The organism is Streptomyces yongxingensis, assembly GCF_055597465.1.
This window is the reverse complement of the sequence record NZ_CM145717.1, coordinates 1,846,651-1,862,200: the sequence shown is the minus strand read 5'-3', so window position 1 is coordinate 1,862,200 and position 15,550 is coordinate 1,846,651. Positions and strand designations below refer to the sequence as shown.

The 15,550-nt window shown below is 70.5% G+C and carries 17 protein-coding genes and 1 pseudogene; 7 read left to right on the top strand and 11 right to left on the bottom strand.

Annotated elements, in window-relative coordinates; all coding sequences use genetic code 11:
• Positions 1-8: 8 nt before the first annotated feature.
• The 7 genes from ACZ6TD_RS07345 to ACZ6TD_RS07315 form a co-directional block, all read right to left on the bottom strand.
• A complete protein-coding gene (locus ACZ6TD_RS07345; protein WP_470007278.1) occupies positions 9-998 on the bottom strand; it encodes a zinc-dependent alcohol dehydrogenase family protein in 990 nt (329 codons plus the stop codon).
• Positions 995-1,873 (bottom strand): carbohydrate ABC transporter permease, encoded by an 879-nt coding sequence (locus tag ACZ6TD_RS07340; RefSeq protein WP_471351737.1) that lies wholly within the window; start codon positions 1,871-1,873, stop codon positions 995-997. Before ACZ6TD_RS07340 ends, ACZ6TD_RS07345 begins: the two co-directional genes overlap by 4 nt.
• Entirely contained in the window at positions 1,870-2,835 is a 966-nt protein-coding gene (locus ACZ6TD_RS07335) for a carbohydrate ABC transporter permease (RefSeq protein WP_471351736.1), read from the bottom strand. Before ACZ6TD_RS07335 ends, ACZ6TD_RS07340 begins: the two co-directional genes overlap by 4 nt.
• Entirely contained in the window at positions 2,832-4,181 is a 1,350-nt protein-coding gene (locus ACZ6TD_RS07330; RefSeq protein ID WP_471351734.1) for an ABC transporter substrate-binding protein, read from the bottom strand. The genes ACZ6TD_RS07335 and ACZ6TD_RS07330 overlap by 4 nt, the downstream gene beginning before the upstream one ends.
• A 52-nt stretch (positions 4,182-4,233) precedes the next feature.
• Complete coding sequence (locus tag ACZ6TD_RS07325) at positions 4,234-4,995, bottom strand: DeoR/GlpR family DNA-binding transcription regulator (RefSeq protein WP_137981334.1); 762 nt, start codon at positions 4,993-4,995, stop codon at positions 4,234-4,236.
• A gap of 278 nt (positions 4,996-5,273) precedes the next feature.
• The gene (locus ACZ6TD_RS07320) at positions 5,274-6,626 is read right to left on the bottom strand and encodes a 6-phospho-beta-glucosidase (RefSeq protein WP_471351732.1); all 1,353 of its coding nucleotides are present in this window, start codon (positions 6,624-6,626) and stop codon (positions 5,274-5,276) included.
• Positions 6,623-7,384, bottom strand: coding sequence for a DeoR/GlpR family DNA-binding transcription regulator (locus ACZ6TD_RS07315; RefSeq protein WP_471351730.1), 762 nt, complete (start codon positions 7,382-7,384; stop codon positions 6,623-6,625). Before ACZ6TD_RS07315 ends, ACZ6TD_RS07320 begins: the two co-directional genes overlap by 4 nt.
• A 237-nt stretch (positions 7,385-7,621) precedes the next feature.
• On the opposite strand from ACZ6TD_RS07315, the gene ACZ6TD_RS07310 reads away from it, so the two are divergent.
• Genes ACZ6TD_RS07310 through ACZ6TD_RS07295 form a run of 4 tightly spaced genes read left to right on the top strand, consistent with a single transcriptional unit; the run spans position 7,622 to position 11,925 of the window.
• The gene (locus ACZ6TD_RS07310; RefSeq protein WP_471351728.1) at positions 7,622-8,749 is read left to right on the top strand and encodes a carbohydrate kinase family protein; all 1,128 of its coding nucleotides are present in this window, start codon (positions 7,622-7,624) and stop codon (positions 8,747-8,749) included.
• Between the two features lie 31 nt (positions 8,750-8,780).
• Positions 8,781-10,199 carry an extracellular solute-binding protein gene (locus tag ACZ6TD_RS07305; protein WP_471351727.1) on the top strand — a complete coding sequence of 473 codons (1,419 nt, stop codon included), beginning with the start codon at positions 8,781-8,783 and terminating at the stop codon, positions 10,197-10,199.
• The gene (locus ACZ6TD_RS07300) at positions 10,196-11,104 is read left to right on the top strand and encodes a carbohydrate ABC transporter permease (protein WP_471351726.1); all 909 of its coding nucleotides are present in this window, start codon (positions 10,196-10,198) and stop codon (positions 11,102-11,104) included. Before ACZ6TD_RS07305 ends, ACZ6TD_RS07300 begins: the two co-directional genes overlap by 4 nt.
• Positions 11,101-11,925, top strand: coding sequence for a carbohydrate ABC transporter permease (locus ACZ6TD_RS07295; protein WP_471351724.1), 825 nt, complete (start codon positions 11,101-11,103; stop codon positions 11,923-11,925). The genes ACZ6TD_RS07300 and ACZ6TD_RS07295 overlap by 4 nt, the downstream gene beginning before the upstream one ends.
• 18 nt (positions 11,926-11,943) lie before the next feature.
• Here ACZ6TD_RS07295 and ACZ6TD_RS07290 read toward each other — a convergent pair whose 3' ends face one another.
• Both ACZ6TD_RS07290 and ACZ6TD_RS07285 read right to left on the bottom strand, forming a co-directional pair.
• Positions 11,944-12,702, bottom strand: a complete 759-nt coding sequence (locus tag ACZ6TD_RS07290; RefSeq protein ID WP_471351722.1) for a DUF72 domain-containing protein — start codon at positions 12,700-12,702, stop codon at positions 11,944-11,946.
• A complete protein-coding gene (locus tag ACZ6TD_RS07285; RefSeq protein WP_471351721.1) occupies positions 12,699-12,938 on the bottom strand; it encodes a hypothetical protein in 240 nt (79 codons plus the stop codon). The genes ACZ6TD_RS07290 and ACZ6TD_RS07285 overlap by 4 nt, the downstream gene beginning before the upstream one ends.
• A 124-nt stretch (positions 12,939-13,062) precedes the next feature.
• Here ACZ6TD_RS07285 and ACZ6TD_RS07280 point away from each other — a divergent pair.
• Positions 13,063-13,710 (top strand): annotated as a pseudogene (locus tag ACZ6TD_RS07280) (phosphoribosyltransferase); the annotation flags it as partial.
• Between the two features lie 32 nt (positions 13,711-13,742).
• Positions 13,743-14,012 (top strand): DUF1876 domain-containing protein, encoded by a 270-nt coding sequence (locus ACZ6TD_RS07275; RefSeq protein WP_039940568.1) that lies wholly within the window; start codon positions 13,743-13,745, stop codon positions 14,010-14,012.
• A gap of 87 nt (positions 14,013-14,099) precedes the next feature.
• Here the strand turns inward: ACZ6TD_RS07275 and ACZ6TD_RS07270 are convergent, their stop codons facing one another.
• Together ACZ6TD_RS07270 and ACZ6TD_RS07265 are read right to left on the bottom strand one after the other, a co-directional pair.
• On the bottom strand, positions 14,100-14,519 hold the full coding sequence (locus ACZ6TD_RS07270) for a LysM peptidoglycan-binding domain-containing protein (RefSeq protein WP_471351720.1): 420 nt from the start codon (positions 14,517-14,519) through the stop codon (positions 14,100-14,102).
• Positions 14,520-14,794: 275 nt separating this feature from the next.
• A complete protein-coding gene (locus ACZ6TD_RS07265) occupies positions 14,795-15,136 on the bottom strand; it encodes a hypothetical protein (protein ID WP_471351718.1) in 342 nt (113 codons plus the stop codon).
• A 7-nt stretch (positions 15,137-15,143) separates the two neighbouring features.
• Here ACZ6TD_RS07265 and ACZ6TD_RS07260 point away from each other — a divergent pair, with 7 nt between their 5' ends.
• Positions 15,144-15,530, top strand: coding sequence for a DUF4232 domain-containing protein (locus ACZ6TD_RS07260; RefSeq protein ID WP_471351716.1), 387 nt, complete (start codon positions 15,144-15,146; stop codon positions 15,528-15,530).
• Positions 15,531-15,550 lie beyond the last annotated feature (20 nt).

Here is a 15,550-nt window from a genome sequence, read left to right as displayed (position 1 = left end):
ACACACGGTTACGGGACGACCACGATCTTCCGGCCCACTCCCGCCTTGAACTGGTCGAGCGCCTTGGGGTACTCCTCCAGCGGCATCCGGTGGCTGATGAAGATCTTCGGGTCCAGCACCCCGCTCGCGAACAGCCCGGCGGCACGCTCGTAGCTGTGCAGTACGGCCATCGAGCCGGTGATGGTGATCTCCTGGTTGTAGATCTTGTACGGCTCGATGGTGGCCCGCGTCGCGTAGTCGGAGACACCGAACTGCAGGAACGTTCCGGCCTTGGCCACCCGGCCCAGGCCGTCCTGAATGGCGGCCTGGTTGCCGGTGGCGTCGATGACCACGTCCCAGCCCCGCGGCTGGTCCAGCTCGTCCGCCGAGGCGGCGGACCGGGAGCAGCCGAGGGTGGTGGCGGTGGACAGCCGCTCGGGGTTGACATCGAGCATGTCCACGCTGGTGGCGCCGGTCCGCTTGGCCAGCTCCAGCATCATCAGCCCCATGGTGCCGGAGCCGTAGATGAGCACCTCGGCGCCCAGGTTGCCGTTGAGCACGTCATAGCCGCGCACCGCGCAGGACAGCGGCTCGATCAGGGCCGCGTCGGCCACGTCCACCTGCTCGGGCAGCTTGACGCAGTTGGCCACCGGGGCCACCGCGAACTCGGCGGCCCCGCCGGGGACGCTGACCCCGATCGCGTTCCAGTTGTCGCACAGATTGCCCCGGCCGATCCGGCAGTAACGGCACTCGTGGCAGTGCAGGGAGGGGTCCACGGCGACCCGGTCGCCCACCGCCACCTCGGTGACATCGCTGCCTACACCGACGACCTCACCGGCGAACTCATGCCCGGGGACGATCGGCAGCGTGGGCGCGAACTCCCCCTGCAGGATGTGCAGATCGGTGCCGCACAGCCCGCAGGCCGCCACGTCCACCACGACCTCACGGGGGCCCGGGGTGGGGTCCGCGACGGTGGCGACGGTGACCTTCCCGGGCGCTTCGATGACTGCGGCCCTCATTTGACTGCTCCTAGCGACAGGCCCTGGACCAGCTTGTCCTGGGCGGCGAAACCGGCGGCGAGCACCGGCAGGGAAATGACGATCGACGCGGCGCACACCTTGGCCAGGAACAGCCCCTGGCTGGTCACGAAGGTCGTCAGGAACGCCGGGGCGGTCTGGGCGACCACACCGGTGAGCACTTGGGCGAAGAGCATCTCGTTCCAGCTGAAGATGAAGCAGATCAGCGAGGTGGCGGCGATGCCCGGACCCGCGATCGGGGCCACGACCCGCCACAGGATGGTGGGCAGCCGCGCCCCGTCCATCTGGGCGGCCTCGATGATCGACACCGGGATGTCGGCGAGGAAGGACTGCATCATCCACACCGCGATCGGCAGGTTCATCGAGGTGTAGAGGATCACCAACAGCCAGACGTTGTCCAGGAAGTTGATGTCCCTGGCGAACAGGAACACCGGCAGCAGTCCGGCCACCACCGGCAGCATCTTCGTGGACAGGAAGAAGAACATCACATCCGTCCACTTGCGCACCGGCCGGATCGACAGCGCGAACGCCGCCGGAAGCGCCAGCAGCAGCACGAAGCAGGTGGAGAAGAGGGATGTGCCCACCGAGTTGAGCAGCGCGGGCCAGGGGCTCGCCCCTCCGCCCACGCCGAAGAAGTCCTTGTACCCGTCGAGGGTCAGCGGAGCGGCCAGCGACGGCGGGTTGGTGGCGGCGTCGGCCTCGGAGTGGAACGAGGTCAGCAGCATCCACAGCACGGGCAGTACGAAGAGGATGCCGACGAACCAGGCCAGCACGCCGAGCGCGGCACCGCGCCGCTTGGCCCGGCGGGTGGCTTCCGGTACGGATGTGATGGTCACCGGGGTGCTCACGGCGGTCATGCGCGGGACGCCTCCTCACGGAAGAGGGACGACACCACGCGCAGCGCGAAGGTGGCGATGATGATCGTGCCGATCACCACCACGACTCCCGCGGCCGATGCCAGCCCGTACTCGTGGGCGTTGTAGAAGGTTTCGTAGATGGTGTAGGGGAGGTTGGCGGTGTCCAGGCCACCGCGGGTCATGGTGAAGACGGCGTCGAAGTTCTGCACGATGTAGATGGACCCCAGCAGGGTGCCGAGCTCCAGATAGCGGCGCAGATGCGGAAGCGTCAGAAAGCGGAAGATCTGCCAGTTGCCCGCCCCGTCCAGCCGGGCCGCCTCGACCATGTCCAGCGGGCGGCTCTGCAGTCCGGCCAGCAGGATGAGCATCATGAACGGCGTCCACTGCCAGATCAGCGACGCCTCCACCGCGATCAGCGGCGTATCGGTGAGCCACTCCGGCTGGGGCCCGCCCAGCCAGTTGAGCACGCCGTTGAACAGGCCGTACTCGGGGTTGTACAGCGCGTGCTTCCACAGCAGCGCCGAGGCCACCGGCACCAGCAGGAACGGCGCGATGAGCATGGTGCGCACCAGGCCCCGGCCGCGGAACTTGCGGTCCAGCAGCAGTGCCAGCAGCAGCCCCAGCACCACGCTGACGATCACCACGGAGGCGGTCAGCAGCACGGTGGTGACGATGGACTCGCGCAGCGAGGCGTCGCTGAGCACCGTCTTGTAGTTGTCCAGCCCCGCGAACGCACGGCGGTCGGGCCGGAACGAGTTCCAGTCGAAGAGCGAGATCACCAGCGTGGCCACGAACGGAAGCTGGGTGACCACGATCAGGAAGATCAGCGCGGGCAGCAGCGGTGCCCGGGTGGCCCACTCCCGGGCCCGGTTCCGGGTTGCCACGGGGCGCCCCGCGGAGGCGGGGGCCGCGGTCGGTGGCCGCTGGCCGCTCACGGGTACTGCCGTCGTCGGATTACTCATCGGTACTCCTCGCCGACCTTCTCGGCCAGCTTCTGCGAATTCTTCAATGCCGCCTCGACGGACTGCTTTCCGGCGATGGCGGCGCTGATCTCCTGGGCGACCTTGGTGCCGAGATCGGCGAATTCGGGGATGTCGACGAACTGGATGCCGATGGTCGGCCGCGGCTGCACTCCGGGATCACGGGGCTTGGCGCTGAGGATCGCCTTGCGGGTCTCCTCGGAGAAGCTGCCGGCGGTCTCGCGGTACTCCGGAGTGGTGTAGGTGGACGACCGCTTTCCCGCGGGCACATTGGCCCAGCCGAAGGTCTTGCCGACCAGGGCCTCGTACTTCTTGCTGGATGCCCAGGAGATGAACTTCCACGCGTTGTCGGGGTGGCGCGACGCCTTCTGGACGCCCCACGCCCAGGTGTAGAGCCAGCCCGAGCTCTCGGTCTTCACCACCGGCGCCTGGACATATCCGATCTTGCCCTTGACCGGGGACTTGCTCGCCTCCAGCGACCCGGCGGCCGAGGTGGCGTCGTACCACATGGCGCTCTTGCCCTGGGTGAGGTTGTTCAGGCACTCGGCGAAGCCCGACTGGGCCGCACCGGCCTCACCGTGCTTGCGCACCAGGTCGACATAGAACTTGGTCGCCTTGGTGAATTCCGGCGAGTCCAGTCGCGCTTTCCAGTCCTTGGTGAACCAGGTGCCGCCGAAGGTGTTGACCACCGTGGTGAGCGGGGCCATCAGCTCCCCCCAGCCGGGCAGTCCGCGCAGGCAGATGCCGTTCATCCCCTTGCGGGAGCCGTCCACCTTGGCCGCGATGTTCGCGACCTGCTGCCAGGTGGGCCGCTCGGGCATCTTCAGATGCTTCTCGGCGAGGACGTCCTTGCGGTACATCAGGAACGACGACTCACCGTAGAAGGGCTCGGCGTAGAGCTTGCCGTCCTCGGCGGTCAGCGACTGCCGCATCGAGGGAAGGACGTCCTTCTGGTCGAATGCCTTGTCCTTGGCGGCGTAGCCGTCGAGCGGCAGCAGCCAGCCGTTCTTCGCGTAGAACGGCACCTCGAAATTGCTGATGGTGGCCACGTCGTACTGGCGCGCCTGATTGGCGAAGTCCTGACTGATCTTGTCGCGGACCTCGTTCTCGGGCATCATCGTGAAGTCGACCGTAATGCCCGTTTCCTTGGTGAAATACTTCTTGGTGAGTTTTTGCAGGTCCACCATCTGCGGGTTGTTCACCATCAGGACGCGGATGGTCTTGTCGCCTGAGCTGCCGCCCCCCATACCGGCGCAACCGCTCAGGAGCGCGCCCGCGGTCAGGGCCACCAGCGGTATCCGGGCAGCGCGAAGAGTCAGGACTGGCATAACGGGTCCAATCGAAGGGACGTGGGGAAGGAAAAACAGCGGGGGAAGGGCGTCAGACCCTGACGATCTGGGGGCCCAGCAGCGAATAGCGGTGTGCCTCGGTCAGCGGTAGACCCGTGTCGGTCACGATCGTTTCGAAGTCCGAGACATCTGCGAACCGGCAGAAGCTGACGGCTCCGAATTTGGTGTGCACCCCGGAGAAGATCTTCCGCCGGGACACCCGCACCACCTGCGCCTTGATCTCGCTGACCGCCGGATCCGGGGTGGTCAGGCCGTACTGGCGGGAGATGCCGTTGGCGCCGATGAACGCCAGGTCGATGACGAAGCCCGAGAGCATATGCGTCGCCCAGTGATCGACGGTGGCCATCGTGCCCCCGCGCACCCGGCCGCCGAGGAGCAGCACGGTGGTGTTGTCACGGGTGGCGAGGCCGGTGGCGGTCGTGAGGGAAGCGGTGATCACGGTGAGCGGCCGGTCCCTGGGCAGGGCCTCCGCGATGAGCTGCGGGGTGAAGCCCTCGTCGATGAAGACCGTCTCGGCATCGCCCAGCAGATCGGCCGCCGCGGTCGCGATCCGCGACTTCTCCGGTACGTGCATGGTGGTGCGGAAGGCGAGGGTGGTCTCGAAACCGGCGCTCTCCACGGGGTAGGCGCCGCCATGGGTACGCCGCACCAGTCCGTGCTGTTCCAGGACCCGCAGGTCGCGGCGCACCGTCTCCTTGGACACCCCGAGGTCGGCGGCGAGCTTGCCGACGTCGACGACGCCGGCACGGCGAGCCGTGTCGAGGATCTCCCGACGGCGTTCCTCCGCGTCCACGCCGCACCTCCTGCCTAGGTCTTTCGGCTTGCGTGGCAGTTTTACAAGCCTGCAACAGGGGAAGCCAGCCTTGGCACCACAGAGATCATGACCGTATGCGCCCGTTTCACAACCGTTATAAGAGCAGGCCGAGGCGGATGAGGCAACGGACGGTGAGGAACCCGGCTGCCTGGTTGTCCATCCGGTGGGCCCGTTTCTCGCCCGTTTGCCGAAAGGGGGCGTGAACGGAGCCCGTCCGGGCGGGTTCAGATACTGGGGAATGCCCGAACGGACATGTGCTAGAGGCGGGCCGGCGCCCCGGAGGCGTCGAGAATCCGGCCCGCGACCTTGACCGAGTCCACCAGTGGATGGAGCGCCAGGGCCCGCAGGGCCGCACCGCGGGCGATGCCCGAATCGCTGCCCGCTTCGGTCGTGACCGCCTCGATGGCCGAGCGCTCCACCGCCTTGATCGACAGCATCAGACCGAGCTGGTCCGGCGCCACCGCACCGGTCGCCAGCGGCCGCGCCCCGCCCGCGTCCACCAGACAGGGCACCTCCACCACGGCGTCCTCGTCAAGACCGGGGACGGCCGTCCGGTTGCGTACGTTGAGGATCAGCGTGGCGCGCTCATCGCGGGCGATGGCCCGCATGATGGCCAGCGCGATCCGGTCGTAGCCGCCGCCGTCCAGATCGCAGGAGTCGCGCTCCCAGCCGCCGGTGGCCTCGCGGCTCTCGGCCATGTAGGTGGCCTCGCGCTCCAGCCGGGTGCGCTCCCACTCCCTGAGCGCGCCGGGCGCGCCGGAGCCCGCCGTCTCGTAGAACCGGGCCTGCTGGTCGCGGAGGAACTCGCCACGGGTGGCCGGGGCCTGGCGGATCGAGGCCACCGCCTCCCGGTTGAAGTAGTAGTAGTGCAGATACTCGTTCGGCAGCGCGCCGAGCGCCCGCAGCCACTCGGCGCCGAAGAGCTTGCCCTCCTCGAACGACTCCAGGGCGCCGGTGTCGCCGAGCAGTTCCGGCAGCCGGTCCCGGCCGTCCACCACCACCCGGCGCAGCCAGCCCAGATGGTTCAGGCCCACATAGTCGTACACGGCCCGGTCCGGATCGGCGCCGACCGCCCGCGCGGCGCGGCGGCACAGGCCGACCGGGGAGTCGCAGATGCCGATCACCCGGTCGCCGAGCACCCGCTGCATCGCCTCGGTGACCATGCCCGCCGGGTTGGTGAAGTTGATGACCCAGGCGTCCGGGGCCACGGTGGCGATCCGCTCGGCGATCCGCAGCGCCACCGGCAGGGTGCGCAGCCCGTAGAGCACCCCGCCCGCGCCGACGGTCTCCTGCCCCAGCACCCCTTCGCCGAGCGGAATCCGCTCGTCGTTCGCCCGGCCCTCGAGACCGCCCACGCGGATGGCCGAGAAGACGAAGTCGGCGCCGCGCAGCGCCTGATCGAGATCGGTGGTGGCCCGGACCGCGGGGGCGGTGGGGCGGCCCGTGGCCTGTTCGGCCAGGACGGCGCGGATCGCGTCCAGCCGGCGGGAGTCGGTGTCGTACAGCACCAGTTCGGTGCAGCGCCCCGCCTCGTCCCCGGTGTCATCGAGCAACGCCCGGTACACCAGGGGCATACGGAACCCTCCGCCGCCCAGCACAGTCAGCCTCATACGGTCACTACCTCCACATCGCCCTCGCGGAACACGGCGAGCGTCGCCGGGTCGGATGTCTTGTTGGTGATCAGGGTGTCGATGCCCTCCGGTCCGCAGATCCGGGCCAGGCCGGTGTCACCGGGGAACTTCCCCGCGGTGACCAGCAGCACCACCTCCCGGGCCGCGCCGAGCATGGCCCGTTTGACCGGCACCTCCACATGGGTGCTGTCCAGCACGCTGCCGTCGGGGAGCACCCCGCTCGCGCCGAGGAAGAGCCGGCCGACCCGCAGCTGGCGGACATTGGACTCGGTGAGGAAGCCGACCACGGAGCGGTAGTTGGCGCGCACCTGCCCGCCCAGCAGGATCAGGGTCACCCGCGGGTCGTCGCGCAGCTCGTCGTAGACCGCGAGATTGCTGGTCACCACGGTGACCGGACGGCCGCGCAGCAGCTTGGCGAGCTGGAGGGTGGTGGTGCCGATGTCCAGCAGCAGCACATCGCCGTCCGCCACCAGCTCCGCGGCGGCCCGGGCCACGGCCTCCTTGTCGGCCAGGTCGTCGACCACCACCTCGCTGAACGGGCGCTCCTCGTCCTGAGTGGGTGCCGCCACCGCGCCGCCGTAGACCCGGGTGAGCCGGCCCGCCCGGCCCAGCTCGGTGATGTCCCGGCGAGCCGTGGCCTCGCTGATGCCGAGACGCGTGGCGATCTCCCCGATGGGGAGCACGCCCTCCTCGCCGAGGATGCTCAGCAGCTTCTCGTGGCGGCTCTCTCGCAGCATGGTGGCAACGTACTGCAGATGAGCGAGTGTGCGCGACTCTGATCGACCTCTTGCATTCACCTCGGGTGAGGTGCAAGGTGTCGCTCACGCCACCAGGGTCCTTCTGACGGATTTCCGTGGGCGAAGGAGCGGCGTCCGGTACGGCGAGAGGGCGTGCCGGGCGTCGCGACGCCGCGGAGATCCGTCAGAAGGACCCTGGGCGCGAACAGGCCATGCCGCACAAGGAAAGGCACGTCGGTGAGCACCACGGCCGGAACCCCTGATCCGATCCAACCGATCGACCCGCTCGCGGCGCTGCGCGCCGCCACGGATCCCGAGCACGACGTCTACCTCACCGGCACCGTGTTCCTGGACATCATCTTCACCGGGCTCGACCACGCCCCCGTCCGCGGCACCGAGTCCTGGGCGCGCGGCATGGGATCGAGCCCCGGCGGCATCGCCAACATGGCCACCGCCCTGGCCCGGCTGGGCCTGCACACCACGCTCGCCGCCGCCTTCGGCACCGATGTCTACGGCGACTACTGCTGGGAGAGCCTCGCCCTCGGCGAGGGCGTGGACCTCACCCCCTCCCGCCGTGTTCCCGGCTGGCACTCCCCGGTCACGGTCTCCATGGCGTACGAGGGCGAGCGCACCATGGTCACCCATGAACACCCGGCCCCGCCGCCCGCCGTAAGGGGCGCGCCGCCCCGCTCCCGCGCCTGTGTGGCCTCCTTCGAACCGGGGCGGCAGGAGGACTGGGTGCGCCGGGCGCACGCCCAGGGCAGCAAGATCTTCGCCGATGTGGGCTGGGACGAAACCGGCCGCTGGGACCCCGCCGCGCTCCCCGATCTGCCCTACGCCCACGCCTTCCTGCCCAACGCGGCCGAGGCCCAGCGCTACACCCGCACCGACAGCCCCGAGCGGGCGGTGCGCGCCCTGGCGGAGCTGGTGCCGATCGCGGTCGTCACCCGGGGCGCCGAGGGCGCCGTGGCCATCGACTCGCTCACCGGGGAGAGCGCGGAGGTGCCCGGGCTGCCCGTGGACGCGCTGGACCCGACCGGGGCGGGCGATGTCTTCGTGGCCGGATTCATGACCGGCACGCTCGCGGGCTGGCCGCTCGCCGACCGGCTCGCCTTCGCCAACCTCACCGCCGCCCTCTCCGTCCAGCACTTCGGCGGCTCCCTGGCCGCGCCCGGCTGGCCGGAGATGGCCGCCTGGTGGAACCGTGCGCGCCGGGCGGCCGACGGCGGGGCGGACGCGGCCGGACTCGCCCGCCGCTACGCCTTCCTGGGCGATCTGATCCCGGACCGGGTGCACGGCTGCCCACGGCTGCGGGCCCTGCCCACCATCGGTTTCCGGGTGCATGACAGTGCGCAACGGTCCTGACGGTCCTGATCACCGCATCGAGGAGAACCCCATGGAACTCGCCCGTACCGGGGCCCGCCGGACCCGCGGCAGAGCCGTTCCGGCCGCGCTCGCCATCGGCGTCGTCCTGCTCGCCGCGGGGTGTGTCCCCGGCACCGACGGCTCGGGGGCCGCCGGTGCCGGGACCGGCGCGGCCACCGCCATACCCGATCCGGCCAAGGCCGGAAAGACCACGCTGACCGTGTGGGACCAGGAGATACGCGGCGGAACCAACGGGGAGATACAGCAGCTCAACCGGGAGTTCGAGCGCAAGTACCCCAATGTGCGGATCAAGCGGGTCGCCCGGAGCTTCACCGATCTGAAGACCACCCTGAAGCTGGCCGTCTCCGGCAACAATCCGCCCGATGTCATCCAGGCCAACCAGGGCTACCCGGACATGGTGGCCTTCGTCCGGGCCGGGCTGCTCGCCCCGCTGGACAACTACGCCGGGATCTACGACTGGAACACCCGCTACCCCGCCACCCTGCTGGGCCTCAACCGGGTCTCCGCCGACGGCAACGACTTCGGCAGGGGGCGGCTGTACGGCATCTCCCAGACCGGCGAGTACATCGGCCTCTACTACAACAAGGACCGGCTGAAGCAGGCGGGGCTCCGGCCCCCGCGCACCTGGGGCGAGTTCACCGACGGCCTGGCCCGGCTCAAGGCCCGCGGCGAGCTGCCGATCCAGTTCGGCAACCTCGACAAGTACCCCGCCATCCACACCTTCGGGGTGCTGCACGACCAGCTCGGCGCCGCCGACGCCCGCGACACCGTCCTCGGCCGCGGCGACGGCTTCGACAACGCCGCCACCAAGAACGCCGCGGCCACCCTCGCCGACTGGGCGAAGCGCGGCTATCTGCCCGGCGGCGCCAACGGCCTCGGCTACGACGACGCGGCCAAGAAGTTCGCCTCCGGCGACGGCGCGTATCTGCTGACCGGCACCTGGCAGCTGGCCGACCTGAAGAAGCCCATGGGGGACAAGCTGGGCATCATGCCGCCCCCGCCCGCCAAGGCCGGCGGCGACCCCGTCACCACCGGGGGCCAGGGCCTCGCCTGGTCCATCACCTCCCGCTCCCGCCACCCGGAGGTGGCCGCCGCCTATCTGGACTTCCTCACCAACGCACACGCCGCGGACGTGATGACCCGGCACGGAGTGCTGCCCGCCGTCCCCGCGAAGGCCGCGGCAGGGGTGCGCCCGGACAGCGCCGACGGCCAGATGATCGCCGGCTGGAAGCGGCTGAGCGCCGCCGATGGACTCGTCCCGTACCTGGACTACTCCACCCCCACCTTCTACGACACCCTCTCGGCCGCCCTCCAGGGCGTGGTCAGCGGCAAGACCTCCCCGGACGCCTTCGCCGCGACCCTGCAGAAGGACTACGGGGCCTTTGTGAAGAAGCAGCGCGAGCAGCACACCTCAGCGGGGCCCCGATGAGGCTCGCCGCCCTGACCAGGGCCTACCGCCGCCGCGCGCCCGGCGAGCCGCGGGCCATCGGCTACCTCTACATCCTGCCCGCGCTGATCGTGTACGCCGTCTTCCTGCTCTACCCCTTCGGACAGTCGGTGTGGCTGTCCTTCGTGCACTGGGACGGGCTGACGGTCGCCACCCCCGCCGGATTCGACAACTACCGCGCGCTGTTCACCGACGCCGGCCTGCGCGCCCCCTTCCTCCACGCGCTGCTGCTGCTCGTCTTCTACGCCGCCCTGCCGGTGGCCATCGGGCTGCTGCTGGCCGCCGTGATGTCCCGGGCCCGGGTGCGGGGGATGACCTTCTTCCGTACGGTCCTGTTCCTGCCGCAGGTCCTGGCGCTGATCGTGGTCGGCGTGGCCTGGCGCTCGATCCTCGCCCCCGACGGGCTGCTCAACGACGTCCTCCGCGCCGTCGGCCTCGGCGGCCTCGCCCGCCCCTGGCTCGGCGACTACACCTGGGCGCTGCCCGCCGTCGGCGTCGTCGGCACCTGGGTCGGCACCGGGCTGTGCATGGTCCTCTTCCTCGCCGGAGCCCAGCGCATCCCGCGCGAGCTGTACGAGGCGGCGCGGATGGACGGCGCCGGGCCGCTGCGCGAGTTCCTCACCGTCACCCTGCCCGGTCTGCGGCCGCAGATCGCGGTGGCGCTGACCCTGACCATCGTGGCGGGGCTGCGCAACTTCGACCTGATCTACATCACCACCAGCGGCGGCCCCGGAAACGCCACCTCCGTCCCCGCCTACGAGGTCTACCGCCGGGCCTTCGAGACCAACCAGGTCGGCTCGGCCGCCGCCGTCGGCGTGGCCCTCACGGTCCTGATCTTCGTCCTGACCGTCACGGTCTCCCGGCTCGTGGAAGGGCGGCGGGCATGACCACACGCCTGGAACGCAACGTCACCTACGGCATCCTCGCCCTCTTCACCGTCATCGCGCTCACCCCCGTGATCGGCATCCTCTCCACCGCCTTCGGCTCACAGAGCTCCCTGGACACCGGCTTCTCACTGCCCAGGGACGGTCTGCACTGGAGCAACTTCGCCGACGCCTGGAGCCGTGGCCACTTCGGCACCTATCTGGGGAACTCGGTGCTGGTCACGGTGGTCGTGGTGGCCGCCACCACGGTGCTGGCCATCCTCGCCGCGTACGCCTTCGGGGTGATGCGCTTCCCCGGCTCCACGGTGCTGTTCCACCTCTTCGTGATCGGGCTGACGCTGCCGCAGGAGGCGCTGGTCGTCCCGCTCTACTTCGATCTGCGCTACGCCGAACTCACCGACAGCTACTGGGCGTTGATCCTGCCGCAGACCGCGCAGTCCCTGGCCTTCGGGGTCTTCTGGATGCGCACGTACTTCCGCGGCAGCGCACGGTCGGTCATCGAGGCGGCCCGGCTCGACGGGGCGAACACCTGGACCACGCTGTGGCGGGTGCTGGTCCCGATGGGCCGCCCGGCGATCTCCACCATGGTCGTGATCACCTTCATGTGGACCTGGAACGAGTTCCTGATGGCCCTGGTGATGGTCAGCGACGAGGCTCATCGCACGGTCCCCCTCGGCCTCGCCTTCTTCCAGGGCCAGCACAGCTCCGACGCGGCGCTGCTCGCGGCGGCCTCGGTGCTCATCGCCCTGCCGGTGGTCGTGGTCTATGTGGCGCTGCAGCGCCGGTTCATCGAGGGCATGCTGGGCGGGGCGGTGAAGGAGTGAGCCCGGCGGGCGCCGGGCTCAAGCCGATGGGGTGCGGCTGACCGGGCGGCCGAGGCGGGCCACGGCGCGGGCGAAGACGGCCGCGTCGTGCACCGCCGCCCCTCCCGTGTCGTTGTTGAAGTACGCATAGACCTCCGCGTCGTCCGGCCAGGTGTCCCCGACCCGCCGCGCCCAGGTGGCCAGCGCCTGGCGCCCGTACCGCGGGGCCGGGCGGGCGAGGCCGCCGTGGAAGCGCAGATACCCCCACCCGGTGGTCCGCCACAGCGGGGTGACCGGGCGGGAGCCGGAGTCGGCCCAGCACAGCGCGGCCGAGCGGCGCTCCAGCACCGCGCGGATCTCCTCGGTCCACCAGGAGGTGTGCCGGGGCTCGACGGCCACCCGCGTCCCGGAGGGGAAGCAGCCCAGACAGCGGTCCAGCAGCTCGCCGTCGGCCCGCAGGGTGGGCGGCAGCTGCACCAGCACCGGGCCCAGCCGGTCGCCGAGCCCGGCCGCATGGGACATCAGCCGCTCCACCGGCTCCTCCGGATCGCGCAGCCGCTTGATGTGGGTGAGGTAGCGGCTTGCCTTGAGCGCCATCACGAAGCCCTCGGGCAGCCGCTCCCGCCAGGTGGTGAACTGGTCGTACGAGGGCAGCCGGTAGAAGGCGTTGTTGCTCTCCACCGTGGCGAAGGCACGGGTGTACTCCTCCAGCCACAGCCGCTGCGGACAGCCCTCGGGGTAGAGCCCGCCGCGCCAGTCCCGGTACTGCCATCCCGAGGTGCCGATCAGGACGGTCATGCCTCGCCCGGATGCCAGGGCGGCCACTGCCCGGGCCGGTCCTCCCAGTGCACCTGGGCCGGGTCCTCCAGGTCGATGTCGGGGAAGACCTGCCGGACCCGGGGCTCGAACTCCTCCCGTTCCAGCGGTTCGCACCCCAGGCCGCGCAGCCGCACCAGCCGGTAGCGGCTGTCGGCCTCGATTGACTCGACGAAGACGGGGTAACCGGACTCGTCCGGGCCTGTGGCGTTCTCCATACCTCCAGGGTGCCGGGTCTCCGGTATCCGCGCGCCCCGGCCATCGGCCGGGGACCGCCGGTTCGCGGACGGGCGAACCGTCGGCTTGATTCGCAGACGAGTCCTTCAGGAGCGGGGGTGAGTCATGATCTTCACCGACCGGACGGACGCCGGGCGGCGCCTCGGCGAGGCACTGCGCCCGTTGGCGGATGAGAAGCCGGTCGTGCTCGGGCTGCCGCGGGGCGGGGTGCCGGTGGCCTTCGAGGTGGCCCGGGCGCTCCATGCGCCCCTGGACGTGATCATCGTCCGTAAGCTCGGCGTCCCCTACCACCGGGAGCTGGCGTTTGGCGCCATCGGCGAGGGCGACGTACGGGTCGTCCACGAGGCGATCGTCCGGATGAGCCGGGCCGATGAGGAGGACCTCGCCGAGGTGGAGCGGACCGAGCGGGAAGAGCTGGCCCGCAAGGCGCGCCGGTTCCGCCAGGGCCGCTCGCGGATCCCGGCCGAGGGCCACACCGTGATCATCGTGGACGACGGCATCGCGACCGGCGCCACGGCCCAGGCCGCCTGCCGGGTGGCACGGGCCCAGGGAGCCGCGCGGGTGGTCCTCGCCGTGCCGGTGGCGCCGCCGGACGCGGTCGCCGCGCTGCGCGAGGACGCGGACGAGGTGGTGGCCCTCTCCACCCCCTCGGACTTCGCGGCGGTGGGGGAGTGGTACGAGGACTTCTCGCAGACCGCGGACGGCGAGGTGGTGGAGTTGCTGTCCCGGTCGACCGGAGAGACCGGTGAGGCGCATCCTGGAAGGTGACGCAGGAGGTGAGCGCGATGGAGACGATCGTGGGATGCGACATTCAGATGGAGTTCCGTGAGATCGGTCCGCTGACCGAGGCGGTCGTCCGGCTGAGGATGCACGACGGCACGGAGATGCTGGCCCAGGGCCGTGCCAACCGCAACCCCGACGACCCGGCACAGCCGAGGGTCGGCGAGGAGATCGCGGCGGCGCGGGCACTGAGCAATCTGGCGCACCGGCTGATCGGCAAGGCGGGCGGCGACATTGAGGAAGTCACTCATTCCAAGGCGCATTTGGTGATGTAAGGCCGCCCTGGCGAAGGAGCGTCCGCCGCGGTGGACCACCGCGGGCGGATGCTCCTGTGCGTATGCGCTGCTGGTGCGCGCGTTCGTTCAGTGGCGTCCGAGGGCGAGCTGCTGGCCGGGCCGGATCAGATCCGGGTCGGCGCCGATGACCTGGCGGTTGATCTCGTAAAGTCGCTCCCAGCCGCCCGAAACTCTCTCCCTGTCCGCGATCCGGGAGAGGGTGTCGCCGCGGACGACGGTGTACGACCCGGCCGGGGGCTGGGCCTTGGCCGGTGGCTCGGGCACGGCCTTCGGGGCGATGAGGAGCGGCTGGGCCTTCGTGGCCGTGACGGCCGTGACGGTGGTCGCGGCCGGGGTCGGCGAGGTGGGCGTGGCGGCTGAGGCGGCGTTCGCCTGGCCGATGCCGATGAGCGGCAGGGCGACGCCGGCGCCGCCCGCGGTGATCGCGAGCTGGGCGCGGGAGACACGGTGCGGCCGGGGCCGGCGATGACGTCCGCGTGCGGCCATGGATTCCTTCTTCCTGTCCTGGTACGGCAGTTGGCGATTGCGATGGCTGCCGAACAGTAATCCCAGGGTTCTGGCGTGGACAAGGTGTTCGGATGTTTGCGGTAGAGAATCCAATGTGAGGAATTTGAGCGCCGACGCGATCAATGTGCCCCGGACATAAGAGCCTGCGCGCGGGGAAGGGAGTCCCAGGGGGGAATGCACGGGAGGTGTCGGGGCACCCGACTTCGACGCCGGTGGCCCCGGCAGACGGCTGACCTCGGGAGGTCGCTCATGAGTCAACGGAACGGTTCGGCTCCTCGGCGCACGACGGCAGCGCGGTCCCGGCCGCCGGTCTTATGCGCGCTGCTGGTCGGCGCGCTGGCCACGGTCACCGCCTGCGGCAGCGACACCGGGGACGGGGATTCGGCGCGGCGCGCCTCGTCCGTCACCTCCGCCTCCTCCGCCGCGCCACCCGCCTCTCCTTCGGCCGCCTCCTCCGCCTCTTCGGAGAGCGGATCCTCCCGGAACGAGCGGCCCGCCTCGCAGACCGCGCAGTCCCCTCCGCCCTCGGCGCAGCCCTCGCGCCCGTCCTCCTCGCGGCCCGCCGCCGCGTCCGGTGTACGCCGCGTCTGCTCCAAGGCGCGGTTGACGCTGGCGGTCGGCCGGAAGGACATAGGCGCCGGCAATGTGTATCTGCCGCTGGTGTTCACCAACAAGTCCTCCACGGCCTGCACCCTCACCGGATACCCCGGTGTCTCGCTGCTCGACTCCACCGGCGCGGTGATCGGCGACCCCGCCACCCGGCGCGGCCCCACGCGCTCCCCGGTCTCCCTGCCGCCCGGCGGCAGCGCCTCGAGCAGTCTGCACACCCTCAACGAGGGCATGAGCGACACCCCGTGCCGACGCACCGCCGCGCGGATCCGGGTCTATCCGCCGGATTCCTTCGACGCGATGACCGTCTCGGCGCGGTCGTTCCGGGTGTGCGGAGGCGTCTTCGAGGTCGAGACGATGCAATCCGGAACGGGGGGATGACACCGGCATATCGGGGGGCT

Bases quoted from the DNA above. Each gene is read 5' to 3' on its own strand.
- ACZ6TD_RS07330 (WP_471351734.1), bottom strand. From the start codon at position 4,181: ATGCCAGTCCTGACTCTTCGCGCTGCCCGGATACCGCTGGTGGCCCTG.
- ACZ6TD_RS07300 (WP_471351726.1), top strand. From the start codon at position 10,196: ATGAGGCTCGCCGCCCTGACCAGGGCCTACCGCCGCCGCGCGCCCGGC.
- ACZ6TD_RS07335 (WP_471351736.1), bottom strand. From the start codon at position 2,835: ATGAGTAATCCGACGACGGCAGTACCCGTGAGCGGCCAGCGGCCACCG.
- ACZ6TD_RS07275 (WP_039940568.1), top strand. From the start codon at position 13,743: ATGGAGACGATCGTGGGATGCGACATTCAGATGGAGTTCCGTGAGATC.
- ACZ6TD_RS07320 (WP_471351732.1), bottom strand. From the start codon at position 6,626: ATGAGGCTGACTGTGCTGGGCGGCGGAGGGTTCCGTATGCCCCTGGTG.
- ACZ6TD_RS07315 (WP_471351730.1), bottom strand. From the start codon at position 7,384: ATGCTGCGAGAGAGCCGCCACGAGAAGCTGCTGAGCATCCTCGGCGAG.
- ACZ6TD_RS07340 (WP_471351737.1), bottom strand. From the start codon at position 1,873: ATGACCGCCGTGAGCACCCCGGTGACCATCACATCCGTACCGGAAGCC.
- ACZ6TD_RS07295 (WP_471351724.1), top strand. From the start codon at position 11,101: ATGACCACACGCCTGGAACGCAACGTCACCTACGGCATCCTCGCCCTC.
- ACZ6TD_RS07305 (WP_471351727.1), top strand. From the start codon at position 8,781: ATGGAACTCGCCCGTACCGGGGCCCGCCGGACCCGCGGCAGAGCCGTT.
- ACZ6TD_RS07270 (WP_471351720.1), bottom strand. From the start codon at position 14,519: ATGGCCGCACGCGGACGTCATCGCCGGCCCCGGCCGCACCGTGTCTCC.
- ACZ6TD_RS07345 (WP_470007278.1), bottom strand. From the start codon at position 998: ATGAGGGCCGCAGTCATCGAAGCGCCCGGGAAGGTCACCGTCGCCACC.
- ACZ6TD_RS07290 (WP_471351722.1), bottom strand. From the start codon at position 12,702: ATGACCGTCCTGATCGGCACCTCGGGATGGCAGTACCGGGACTGGCGC.
- ACZ6TD_RS07285 (WP_471351721.1), bottom strand. From the start codon at position 12,938: ATGGAGAACGCCACAGGCCCGGACGAGTCCGGTTACCCCGTCTTCGTC.